The 13,337-nt window shown below is 37.8% G+C and carries 9 protein-coding genes; 6 read left to right on the plus strand and 3 right to left on the minus strand.

What is annotated here, in order from left to right:
* Nucleotides 1-25 precede the first annotated feature (25 nt).
* Nucleotides 26-2,953: a [protein-PII] uridylyltransferase gene (locus tag U0839_RS02805; protein WP_155565630.1), complete on the plus strand. Its 2,928-nt coding sequence runs from the start codon at nucleotides 26-28 to the stop codon at nucleotides 2,951-2,953.
* Here the strand turns inward: U0839_RS02805 and U0839_RS02810 are convergent.
* Nucleotides 2,943-4,826 (minus strand): tetratricopeptide repeat protein, encoded by a 1,884-nt coding sequence (locus U0839_RS02810; RefSeq protein WP_155565631.1) that lies wholly within the window; start codon nucleotides 4,824-4,826, stop codon nucleotides 2,943-2,945. The genes U0839_RS02805 and U0839_RS02810 overlap by 11 nt on opposite strands.
* A 196-nt stretch (nucleotides 4,827-5,022) precedes the next feature.
* On the opposite strand from U0839_RS02810, the gene U0839_RS02815 reads away from it, so the two are divergent.
* The 5 genes from U0839_RS02815 to U0839_RS02835 are packed head-to-tail and all read left to right on the plus strand — an operon-like array spanning nucleotide 5,023 to nucleotide 11,301.
* The gene (locus U0839_RS02815; RefSeq protein ID WP_155565632.1) at nucleotides 5,023-6,162 is read left to right on the plus strand and encodes an L-dopachrome tautomerase-related protein; all 1,140 of its coding nucleotides are present in this window, start codon (nucleotides 5,023-5,025) and stop codon (nucleotides 6,160-6,162) included.
* 24 nt (nucleotides 6,163-6,186) lie between these two features.
* Nucleotides 6,187-7,587, plus strand: a complete 1,401-nt coding sequence (gene thrC / locus U0839_RS02820; protein WP_413550036.1) for a threonine synthase — start codon at nucleotides 6,187-6,189, stop codon at nucleotides 7,585-7,587.
* Nucleotides 7,588-7,600: 13 nt separating this feature from the next.
* Nucleotides 7,601-8,866 carry a M16 family metallopeptidase gene (locus U0839_RS02825; protein ID WP_413550037.1) on the plus strand — a complete coding sequence of 422 codons (1,266 nt, stop codon included), beginning with the start codon at nucleotides 7,601-7,603 and terminating at the stop codon, nucleotides 8,864-8,866.
* Nucleotides 8,863-10,200, plus strand: a complete 1,338-nt coding sequence (locus U0839_RS02830; RefSeq protein WP_155565635.1) for a TldD/PmbA family protein — start codon at nucleotides 8,863-8,865, stop codon at nucleotides 10,198-10,200. Before U0839_RS02825 ends, U0839_RS02830 begins: the two co-directional genes overlap by 4 nt.
* 30 nt (nucleotides 10,201-10,230) lie before the next feature.
* Nucleotides 10,231-11,301 carry a Tim44 domain-containing protein gene (locus U0839_RS02835; RefSeq protein ID WP_230882764.1) on the plus strand — a complete coding sequence of 357 codons (1,071 nt, stop codon included), beginning with the start codon at nucleotides 10,231-10,233 and terminating at the stop codon, nucleotides 11,299-11,301.
* 150 nt (nucleotides 11,302-11,451) lie between these two features.
* Here U0839_RS02835 and U0839_RS02840 read toward each other — a convergent pair whose 3' ends face one another.
* The gene (locus U0839_RS02840; protein WP_155565948.1) at nucleotides 11,452-12,417 is read right to left on the minus strand and encodes a heme o synthase; all 966 of its coding nucleotides are present in this window, start codon (nucleotides 12,415-12,417) and stop codon (nucleotides 11,452-11,454) included.
* Nucleotides 12,414-13,337: cbb3-type cytochrome c oxidase subunit I (locus U0839_RS02845; protein WP_413550039.1), on the minus strand; the 924-nt coding region annotated here is incomplete at its 5' end. The genes U0839_RS02840 and U0839_RS02845, both read right to left, overlap by 4 nt.

Below are 13,337 nucleotides of genomic sequence, written 5' to 3' on the forward strand. Positions count from 1 at the left end.
TCCATTATGAAATTGGTTAAATAAATTGAAGCAATCTTTACTTAATTTCTCCTCTCACCCTGAAAAAGCGACAGAATCTCTTCGCAATTACGTTCAAAAGATTTTAAATAATAATCCAGATTTATCCAGAGAGGAATTGCTTCAGATTTTTAGACGTCATCTCGGGCGCATCCAGACACAAATTCAATCCGAATTTGAGATATCCAAAATTCCAGGACTGAAAGCCGCCACGGAATTGGCCGAATATATTGACGGTTTAATTACCGTTATATTTGATTTTATCTATAAAACCTTACCCTCCACAGATATCGCCACACATTCCATAGCATTGGTCGCGACAGGTGGATATGGAAGAAAGGCCCTTGCCCCGTTCAGTGATATTGACCTTCTTTTTTTAACGTCTGAGCGTCCCTCAAGCAATCTGCTCAATACGATTGAACAATTTTTATATTTTCTTTGGGATTTAGGGTTAAAAGTTGGTCATGCCACACGTTCCATTTCGGAATGTCTTTCAACAGCACAAAAAGACATAACCATTTTGACCACTTTACTTGATTCACGTTTTGTAAGCGGAGATCAGAAACTTTTCAACCAATTTAGTATTGAATTCAAAAGGACCCATGAAACCGTGGGTGATGTTCGTTATATTCAGGAAAAGCGTAAAGAGAAAAAAAACAGGTACAAAAAATTTGGAGAAACTCCGTATCTAGTTGAACCTAATATCAAAGAAGGTTTGGGAGGGCTAAGAGACTTACAGACAATTCATTGGGAATGCCGCTATATCCTCGGGTTAAATCAGCAGGACAATATCTTCATCAATCCATATATCGGATCCTTGAATGTACTGAATGAACAAGAGGTTCGACGTTTAAGGAGAGCGCATAATTTTTTATGGACGGTTCGTTTTCAGTTGCACTATATCGCAGGACGAGCTGAAGACCGATTGACTTTTGATATGCAGCCCATCATTGGGGGGAGGATGGGATACACACGACATGGACAACAAGTCGGTGTTGAACGATTTATGCGACATTATTTTCTTACGGCCCGCGAAATAACGCGTTTAACCTATGTTATCGAGGCGGCTTTATATCTTCATGCCCAACGGCTCAAAATAACCGATTATCAAAACAATAAATTTCTTGAACATACCGGTTTTGCCCTTTTAGAAAACCAGCTTTTTCCAACGCCAAAAATTTCATTTGACAATCAACCCATTTACATGATGCGGATGCTTAAGATTGCCCAGACCCAAAAACGTGCCATTCATCCTCTGGCAATTCATCAAATGATCAGAGCGGAACGACAGACCAACCTATTACGTGGGGACAAAGAGGCTTCCCATATTTTCCTTGATCTGTTATGCGATATACCGAAAGTACTTACTTCAAAAGCACGCTATAAACGTCTAAGCCAGAATAAAAATGAACGTCAGATAGCTGTTCCGTTTGACCCAGTCTCGGACGAACAATATAATTTTCATTGGCTGCAAATCCTTAATACAACAGGTGTATTGGGTCAGTTCATTCCTGAATGGCGTCATATGGTGGGACAGATGCAATTTGATACCTATCATGTATTTACCGTTGATCAACATAGTATTGAAGCTGTCAAACTTTTGGCGCTACTCGAAGCAGGATATTATCCCGAGGATTTGCATTTTGCCTACAAACTCATTCAGGGATTACAGTCACGACGGGCATTATATCTTGCCACCCTTCTTCATGATTCAGGCAAAGGCAAAGGTTCAGATCATTCTGAACTTGGTTCTCAAATGGCGGTTAATATTTGTGCAAGATTGCATATGTCAGCCGATGAATCAGATACCGTTTCCTGGCTTATCCTTCATCACCTGCTTTTAAGCAGTACTGCATTTCAACGCGATATCGATGACCCAAAAACAATTTTGGATCTGGTTGATACCATTCAATCTCCAGAACGTCTTCGTTTATTATTTTTACTAACCGTTTCTGATATTCGTGCCGTTAACGATAAAGTTTGGAATGCATGGAAAGCCACCCTTTTAGTCGAACTTTACAACCGAATATCCGAGGTGTTAGAAGGAAGTCTTGCAACTGCTGAACAAGATACCCGAGTCCACCAGAGTAAAGATAGTATCACCAACCTGTTGAATAGCAAAGAATTCAATTCATGGGAAATTGATGATTTTATCAAGCTGGGATATGCCAGTTATTGGCTATCTTTTGATCAAGACACATATTTGCGCCACGCGGAAATAATTACGAAAGCTAATCAATCAAGCTCTCCCCTAACGGTCCATACCCATCCCATTCATGACCGTGGTGTCACAGAAGTCACCATCTATACACAGGATCACTCCGGTTTATTTTCAAAAATCGCAGGTGCCCTATCGATTGCTGGGGCATCCATTGTGGATGCACGAATTCACACCCTCACAAATGGCATGATTCTGGATACATTCTGGATACAAAATGCCTCCAAAGATGTTTTTGATGAACCCCACCGCCTGAAAAGAGTTGAGGAATTAATTCATTCAACTCTCGAACAGAAAACAGACATAGAACAATGCATATATAATTATTCCCATCACCTGTTATATGGAAGACGTATGCGGGCAATTCATGTCCCTCCCCGTGTTGTTATAGACAATCAGGCTTCTAACAGTTTTACCGTCATTGAAATCAATGGACGTGACCGGATTGGTTTACTTTATGATGTGACAAAGACTATTAAGGAACAAAATCTACAGATAAGTTCCGCCCATATTACAACTTATGGTATTAGAGCTGTGGATGTTTTCTATGTTAAAGACGCGTTTGGTCTAAAAATTCAAGATAAAACCAAATTGTCTCTCATAAGAGACGCTATTCTTCAAAAACTATACCAAGCTGAAGAAAAAATTACTGGTCAACAATCTGAAAAATCTAAGGTAACACAACATCAACCTCAGTCAGAAAATATCAATTTATAAATTTACTTACTTTTTTTTCCAATGCAAGTTTTACCTTATCAATGACAGCTTGCCAGCTCTCTTCCCCATTCCCCGCTTTTTCTTGTTTGAATAATGTCAAAGTTGGATACCACAAATTCTTTTTTGGTATATCGGGACTTTGATTGTACCATCGCCAGTCCCCACCATAACGGTTTAAAAGCCAGGTCTCTTTACCTAAAATACCGGCAAGATGCGCTATTACAGTATCAACTGTTATGATCAAGTCCATTTTCTGCATAATTATGGCTGTATCAAGTAAATCACCCTGTGGTAAAGTCAATATTTTATATTTATCAAGTAATTTCTGAGAAAAATTAATTTGTAAAGATTGAAAAATCACATGTTGAATTGAAAATAACGTTGATAATAATTTAAAAGATATAGACCTTATTCGGTCAAATCGATAATCCGGACTACCTGCCCAACAAATTCCAACATGAAATTTGTTTTCATGCAAAACTATTTCATTTGTTTTATCAAGAATAACTGTAGGCATAATTGGAATGAAATTGATATCTAACAAATAGGGCAAACTCATTAATCTTGCCTGGAAATCAATTGGCTGATTAATTTCCTCCCCTTTTACAATAACTTTACAAATATTATTTAATTCCTGTTGAACAATAACCAATCCAACCAATCGATATACAGGTAAAGGAACTTCCAAAATTATAGAAAGGTTTTTATCTAAATATGGCAGATACCGGATAAACTGAAGAATATCCCCCAATCCCTGTTCTGATCTTATCAGCAATGTGCCTTTTAGCACTTTCCCGTCCCAAAAAGGTATATCAGAATATTCTGGAGCAATTTCAAGTAAAGGATGACGAGATTCCATAAGTCTCCAGCCTTCTTTAAATTGACACTTAGCCAATAATATCGATGACAAATTATATTTTATTCTGTTCTGATCTTCCTCTGACAAAAAATGTAAATCATCATCATGAAACAATCTAATATACAGTTTTTCAGCCTCGTCAATCATTCCTAATTCAAAAAATAACGTACCTAAATTCAAGCCTATTTTCAGATCTGCCGGAAATTTGTCATAAACCTTCTTCAGTAACTTTAGAGATTTCAGCAATGATCCCTCTGCCATATAAACAAGGGACAAATTAACCTGACATTCTGAATTGTCATTCTGCTTATCAAATGCTTTTTCCAAATAATGTTTGGCTTCATCAATTTGATTTAATTGAAATAATATCCCCCCTAAATTAGCATAGGCACCGTAATCATCATGTTTTAAATGAATAATTTTCTTATAAACAATAACAGCTTCATCCAACAAATTTAACGCCTGCAAAACCAATGCAAGTTTAAATAGAAAATCTATTTCTCCTGGATTATTCCTGACAGATTCCTGTGCAACCGACAAAGCTGTTTCATAAAAATGCCGATCCCAATAAAAATCGATCAAATCATTCCAATAATTGAATGTCTTCTGTTGTAATTCAACCGCCTGCTTAAATGTCTGTTCGGCACGTGTATAATCATCTAAATCATTATAAACTCTTGCTATGGCGTTTAATGCCCGATCATCGGATGGTTGTAAAATAATTGCACTTTTTAGCGCTGATTTAGCCTCATTTAAATGACCCTGACAATGCAGCGCTTTCCCAAGAATTACATAATATTCAGGTTTGGAAGAAAGTTGGACGGCCCTACCTGCGAAACCTATGGATAGATCAAACCTTTTGGCCATATAAAAAACAAGTGAGCGCCCATATAATGCATCTGGTTCATCAGGATTGCTTTCTAAAATTTCAAAGAAAGCTTGATCCGCTTCTTGAAATTTTCCCTCGGATATGTAATCCATACCCAATTTTATCAACAGCTTATAATTTGTCATAAACAAATGTCACTTTATAAACAGAAGAATGGTCAAAAATTAATCAATACAAATTTTTTGGTTTAAAATTTCGTGCGTTATACATTTTTTTTATTCTATTATGAGAATAACAGTATTAAATAAGGTTAGTCTCTATCATAATCTTTGATTTTAACTTATAAATAAACAAAAATTAACTGGTAATAGAATATTCATCATGAGCATTTTAAAATATTGTTTCATTGCCCTGTCCATGATCCTGATGGTTGTGTTCGTCTCTTTTGACAAGGGTATGGCAAAGCAAAAATTAGATCAACCCTCTCTATTACCATCCAATGCGTTACAAAGCGTTGCAACTGTTAATCAATATATTCCAAATTATATTGCGGTTGATACGGAAAAAAGAATTTTTGTTCAATTTTTCAATTACAATAGAGATTCAGGCCCTTCCCTGGCAACTATAAACGCTGACAACTCAGTTACTCCATATCCGGGAGGTCAATGGAATGACTGGAACAAGACATCCAACCTTGATCCCTCAAACGCATTTGTTGGATTGTCTGGAATGACCTTAACACCTGATGGTTATCTATGGATCATTGATAATGGTATCGATAAATTCGGAAACAAGCCAAATAAAAAAGGCATTAAAATAATTAAGATAGATACAAAAACCAATAAGGTTGTTGATACCTATCCCATTCCTTCCTCTGTCATTTTGCCTAAATCGGTTTTTAATGCGTTGGCTGTCCACGACCATCATGCTTATTTTGCAGATAAAGGTGCCCCCGCCTTGATTATTATGGATTTAAACAATAATCAAGCCAGACGTGTCTTAAGCAATTCATCCAGCCTATATTCTCGACAACCCATTATCGTCGATCATAATCTTATACGTCCAAGTAGCGATCAGAATTCTTTTTTCAACGTTAACCAAATCGCAATCACCCCCGATGGAAAGAGACTTTATTATCAGGCTGTCAGTGGTCCACTTTATCGTATCGACACCATGTATCTCAATGATCCTACATATTCGGAATCCGAATTAAATGAAGCGATGATTCTATGGCTTGAAACTCCCTCTTCAGGTGGGATCACATGTGATAATGAAGGCAATCTTTATTTTACTGACATCTCCACAAACAGTATCTATCGTTTTACCCAGGGACGCATTTTAAATAAAATTGTTACGGATCCCCGCCTGCAATGGCCCGCTCATCCTTTTGTTCTACAGGATAAAACCCTATATACTCCTGTAAATCAGTTTATCCATCATTCGGCATTGGATCATAATAATCATTCAACGATTAAATGGCCTTTGACGATTTACAAAATTGACCTTCCACCCTTAAAATAAATTCTATCTAAAAAACAGGTTACCATGCGTTACATATCCACACGGGGACAAGCCCCAATTTTAAATTTTTCTCATACGCTCCTTACGGGTCTTGCAGAAGATGGAGGCTTATATATTCCTGAAACCTGGCCACACCTTTCCCATAATGATCTTAGGGAATTGAGAAAGCTTGATTATTCAGAACTTGCCGCAAAAATTATTGGTTTATTTACAGGGGATGATATACCTGCTCCCATCCTTTTGGATTTATGCAAACAATCCTACGCAAGTTTTAACCATAAAGCAATTGTCCCCTTGGTTCAGCTCGAACACAACCTTTTTGTTCAGGAACTTTTTCATGGTCCCACCCTGGCTTTTAAAGATATGGCGATGCAGCTTTTGGGACGCCTGTTTGATTATGTTCTCAGCCAACGAGAGGAGCATATCACAATTGTAGGTGCGACCTCAGGCGATACAGGCTCTGCCGCAATAGAGGCTTTTAAGGACAGTAAATATCTTACGGTCACTATTTTACATCCCTATGGACGCACATCAGAAGTCCAGCGTCGTCAAATGACAACCGTCCTTTCACCCAATATCAATAATATTGCCATTAAAGGTTCCTTTGATGATTGCCAGGATTTAGTCAAGTCCATGTTTGCTGACATGCCATTCCGTAAAGAAATGCATTTATCTGCCATAAATTCCATTAATTGGGGGCGTATCGCCGCACAAATTCCCTATTATATTTATGCGGCACTATGTTTAGGCGCTCCTGACCGTGAGGTTTCCTTTACTGTCCCAACAGGAAATTTCGGCAATATACTTGCTGCATGGACGGCAAAGAAAATGGGGCTTCCCATTAAATTTTTAGGAGTCGCCTCCAATCATAATGATATCCTAACACGCTTTTTATTAAATAATGACATGAGTATACAAGAGGTAAAACCGAGTTTATCTCCCTCAATGGATATCCAGATTTCTTCGAATTTTGAACGGTTGCTTTTTGAATTGCTTGATCGTGATGCAGCGCAATGCTGTCAAATCATGCAAAATTTCCGCAAGGATGGAAAAATGAATATTCCTGAACAATCCTGGACAAAAGCGACTCAGAATTTTAAGGGAATGTCACTGAATAATGAAGAAACGAAAAAAGCCATTACAAAAATTTTCAAAGATTCACTGTATCTTGCAGACCCACATACTGCAATCGGAATAATAACCGCACAAAAATATCTTGAAAAAGATGTCCCTATGGTAGCTGTTGCAACAGCTCATCCGGCCAAATTCCCTGATGCGATTAAACAGGCAACAGGAATTCTTCCTCCACTGCCACTTGCAATGGCGGATTTATATGAAAGAAAAGAAAACTATCAAATTCTTCCTGCAGATTTACAAGCAATTGAAAATTCAGTCCGCACTGTAGCCTATCAAAATAATTTTTAATTTTAGGATAATTATGAATCAAGCCATAAATATCACACGTCTTCCTTCCGGCATGTTGGTCGTGACTGAACAGATGAAACATGTAGAAACCGTTTCCATGGGAGCTTATATTTCAGTCGGGACAAGATATGAAAAGGCTGAAGAAAATGGAATATCCCATTTTCTGGAACATATGGCTTTCAAGGGTACACACTCGCGCTCTGCATCCGTTATTGCGGAAACGGTTGAAAATGTTGGTGGACACATCAATGCCTTTACCGCCCGCGAACTTACAGCCTATTATCTTAAACTTTTAAAGGATGATGTGGAACTGGGGACAGATATTCTGGGCGATATCTTGATCCATAGTATTTTTGATGCGGAAGAATTTGAAAAAGAGAGAAATGTTATTCTTCAGGAAATCGGTCAAGTTAATGATACACCTGATGAAATCATTTTCGATTATTTCCAGGAAACCGCTTATCCCGATCAACCAATGGGACGTCCCACTCTTGGGACAAGCAGTATTATCAGATCTTTGCAAAAAGAACATCTGCAACACTATATGAATTCACATTATAATGCGGAAAATATTATTTTCTCTGCAGCTGGTAATATTGAACACAATAAAATTGTTGCGTATGTAAACAAATATTTCAAAGACTTACCAAAAAAAAAATCAGTCTCTCCTGTTGCAGCCCTATATAAAGGTGGGGAATTCAGAAAATTAAAACACTTGGATCAGGCACATATTATTCTGGGCTTTCCATCATTTACATTCAAACATCCATGTTATTATGCCTCCATTCTTTTATCTATTATTCTCGGTGGCGGAATGTCCTCCCGTCTTTTTCAGGAAATACGAGAAAAAAGAGGGCTTGTTTACACAATCTACGCTTATAACCTTACCCATCAGGATGATGGAATATTCAGTATTTATACAGGTACTGGTAAAGAACAGGTCAAGGAATTAATGCCTGTTCTCGTACAAGAATTGAAAAATATTCAAAAATACATCAAGCCCGAGGAATTACAACGCACCAAGGCTCAATTAAAGTCTTCCCTGTTAATGTCAATGGAAAGCACTAACAGCCGTTGTGAACAACTTGCACGTCATTTACAGATTTATGGCCGGATCATTTCCCCCCAGGAAATTTCCAAACGCATTGATGCTGTCACCCTTGATGACATATGCCAAGCTGCAAAACACATTTTTACCCGTGTTCCCACGCTAACAGCACTGGGTCCTATTGAAAACGTTCCATTTCTATCAAGTATTACCGAAAGTCTTGCACAATGACAGATCATAAAGATTTTATCAAAAACCTGATTTTAAAGGCTGAAAAGGCAGGGGCGACCGATGCGGATGCAATCTATCTTGAATCTACATCCGTTGGTGTGCAGGTCAGAAATGGTCAGGTGGAAGAGCTTGAACGTTCCGAATCAAAAACAGTTGGATTAAGAGTTTTAGTTAACAAACGCGTTTCAACAGTCTCAACAACTGATTTGCAACAACAGAATATGGAAAAGCTGGTAGAGCATGCTATTTCAATGGCAAAAATATTGCCAGAGGATCCCTATGCCGAATTGCCCGCACCCTCAGGAAAAAATTATATTGAACCGCAAAAGCTAGATCTGTATGACCCTACAGAACAATCAACCAAACAGATGATTGAGCAAGCCAAAGCCGTGGAAACTGCCGCAATAACCATAAAAGGAATAACAAATAGTATGGGAGGAAGCTGCAGTTATGGCAAGACAGCTATGACCCTGGCAAACAGTAAGGGTTTTTTGGGATCTTATCAACGTACCTCTCATTCGCTGGCTGTTTGTGTTCTGGCAGGAACCGGTACAGAAATGCAAAGAGATTATGACTTTCATTCCTCTGTTCATCTTCAGGATTTACAGTCCCCCAAAATCATCGGTGAAAATGCCGCCCGTAAAACGTTGGCCAAATTAAATCCCTCCAAACCCAAAACAGGTATATTATCTGTCGTTTTTCATCCTCGGGTTGCCAACAGCATTGTTTCTCATCTGGCAAGTGCATTAAATGGTCATGCAATTGCAAAAGGAACTTCTTTTTTGAAAGAGAAAATGGGACAGTTTGTTTTTCCCGAAAATATAACCATTATTGATAATCCATACAAAATAAGAGGGTTGGCATCTCGTCCTTTTGATGCTGAAGGATTGTTTCCTGAAGAATTGAAACTGGTTGATTCTGGTAAAATAGCCAATTGGTTGTTAGACAATCGTACAGCAAAACAACTCGGTCTGCAAAGCAACGGTCACGCAACCAGAGGTCCATCATCTCCACCCACACCAACGACAACCAATCTGTATATTCAGCCTGGCAAACAAACCCCCGAAGAATTGATGAAAGATATTGCAGAAGGTATTTACATAACAGAACTATTAGGTTCATCGGTCAATATTGTCACAGGTGACTATAGTCGTGGCGCCAGTGGGTTTATGATCAGAAATGGAAAAATTGCTGAACCAATTATGGAATTCACACTTGCTGGCAATCTAATGGACATGTTTTCAAAACTTCACGTCGCAAACGATCTTGATTTCAGATATACTACCAATAGTCCAACTCTACGGATTGATGAAATCAGTATTGCTGGACAATAATTTCATAACCTTAAGAGATGGATCAATAAAATGAAACGTGCGACCTTACACAGCCGTACACTGTTATTTTTATTAAGTGCTGCTTTGATTAGCCCCCCGCTCCTCATTTCTTCCTCTCATCAAGCTGAAGCAAGAGCAGGACGAGGGTTTTCCATGGGTAGCAGGGGAAGCAGAACCTTCAGCTCACCTTCCTATACTAGAATAACTCCTAATGGAGGACAATCTTTTCAACGTACCATGACGAGACCTCCAGCAACTAATAATTCAGGTTTTAATGCGCGCCCTGTAGCACCGTCAGCTCCAACTACGCGACAGATATCCCCCAATAACGCAACAGCTCCGCAAAGAGGAAATTTTCTTAAAGGAGTTGCCGGAGGAGTTGCCGGAGCGGCTGCCTATGATATGTTGATGGGTCATCATCAAACCAACGCCCAAACTCCCGCTGCTAATGCCAATCAAAATACTGATCAGAACATGAATCCGTCAGATCCCAATACAATGCAATCACATCCGACACCAATGTCTCAACAGACACCCAAAAAGCATAATTCATCAGGATCTCTTGTATGGATTATAGTTCTTGGGCTTCTGGTATGGTTTGGTATCCGTTATTTTCGCAAAAATTCTGCCATTAATAAAGGACAAGGAAACAATAATTCAATAAATCCGATTAAGGAATATATCAAGGAATCAAATATACAACTTAATCAAAACGATTATACTGTTTTCCAACAACGACTCATCGAAATACAAGAATCCTGGAATCATCAGGATTTAGGAAGTATGCAAAAAATTGCCACTCCCGAGATGGTGTCTTATTTCAATGAGCAACTTACCGATTTGGCTAGTAAAGGTCTGCATAACAGCACTTCAAATGTACAATTTGAACAAGGGGATCTTTCCGAAGTTTGGACTGAAGGTACGCGTGAATATGCTACAGTGGCTATGCGTTATTCGCTAATCGATATAACGACCGACAATAACGGAAACGTTGTAGAAGGTAATCCAAATCAGCCTGTAACTGTAACAGAACTTTGGACTTTCGTACGATCGGTTGATCATAATTGGTGGTTGTTGTCTGCCATCCAACAACAGAAATAATTTAAACTTTGATTAAGGTGATAATATATAAAATTCCACTTAATCCCAAAAATGCATAAAATAAAATTTTATTCCTTTGAATGTTACGGCGTTTTTTTTCCTGCCTTTCTTCAAGGGATATTTTTTTTTCAAAATATATCATGATTGATATTAGACACCCCATAAATCATAAATATAATGATCTATAATCAAGGCTAAAAATAAAAAAAAGAGATAAATCAAAGAAAAACGAAAAGACCATCTTGCCGCTTTATCACTTCTTAAACTTTTTCCTGAATGATCCTGTTTTTCAAGTAAAACACAAATGGCCATAAACATAAATCCGACATTCAATATCAACGCTGCCACCATATAGACGCTATGCGTGAAATGAAAATACACAGGCAATAAACTGACAATGGCCAACAAAATAGTATATATGAAAATCTGCCACCGTGTATGTCTGGCCCCTTTCACAACTGGAAGCATGGGAATACCAGCCCGTCCATAATCCTTGCAAGCATATAAGGATAAAGACCAAAAATGGGGAGGTGTCCAGAAAAAAACAATCAAAAACAGTATTATTGGGAATAATTGGATCTGTCCAGTTACACTTATCCAACCTATCAAGGGAGGAAAAGCACCCGCTGCCCCACCAATAACAATATTTTGCGGGGTTGATCTTTTTAACCAAACTGTATAAATCACACTATAATAAAATATTGAAAACGCCAGTATAAAACTTGCAAAAAAATTTGTAGCCAGAAACATAAGGATGACAGAGATAATGGATACAGTTACCCCATAAATCAAAGCATCTGAAGATTGAACCCTCCCCGAGGGCAAAGGACGGGTTATAGTCCTGTTCATAACACGATCAATATCCTGATCGTACCACATGTTAATGGCGCCAGCACCTCCTGACGCAAGACAAATACAAATAATACTTATCAAAGAAATAAAAGGGTTTGCATATCCAGGTGCCAAAATAATGCCGACAATTCCTGTAAAAACAACCAAAGAAATAACCCTTGGTTTTAACAGAAGGAACCAATCCCTGACATTGCTTCCAACAATTAGTGGGTCGAAGCGTATACGCTGGTTGACAGCATTATTCTCAATCTGAATTTTACTCATCTGTTTTGCTTGTTTGCAGTAAACATGGGAGAAGGCAATTTCCATTCATTCGTGATCGCACCTTTACCCCAATAATTGGCTACAGGTTTAACCACGTTATAAAATATGGCATTGATAATCACACCCTGAAAAACAAATATGGATAGTCCCATAAATATGTCACCCCAAAAAACTGTGTTTCTACCTAATGGGATTATTTTCAATGTCAGAACAATTCCAATCATTGTAATCACAAAATGTGAAATTCCCAATGATTCTGAATATTGTTTTCCAAAAATTTTACCCATCCAAAAATAAAACCCTGCAAAAATTGATAATATAATTGCATAAGTTAGAGTTGAATGAATCTGATCTATTCCTTGAATTAATCCTTTATATGGCCAGGCAAAAAGTAAAAGGAACAAGCAACCCAACGACCATAGCATAGGCGTTGATACGTTTTTTAAGCCTGTTTTAAACAAGTTCAATGCAAAAATACTTAAAACACATATCAATCCATATAAACCAACAGCAAATATAGTTTCGATGTTCACAAATGAATCTGTCTGAAAGTAGACTTCTGTAAATATGGATTTATTCCAAAATAAAAATAATAGAAGAGAGAATGCTGTTGTAATGCCAATTAATAAAATTTTATCCGATTTGATTCTGTTTTCCGAGATTGTCTGAAAAATATGAAATAAGATACCAAAAGATGGCAAGATTAAAACTACAACCATGGGGAAAACGAAATTTTTAACAGTTTGTGAAATTGCCCAATCCAACTGCATATTATAATTGAAATAATCTCGTGTTAATATCCCCAATAATATTGATCCCACTCCCAATAAAAAACTCGCACTTATAACATGCATCCAGGCAAATAGGGGAATTGAGTAATATTTAATATCCTGCCCACGATTATTAATAAAAGTAACAAG

It is taken from the genome of Commensalibacter sp. A3DC (assembly GCF_047307945.1).
In the GTDB taxonomy this organism is placed as follows: domain Bacteria; phylum Pseudomonadota; class Alphaproteobacteria; order Acetobacterales; family Acetobacteraceae; genus Commensalibacter; species Commensalibacter melissae.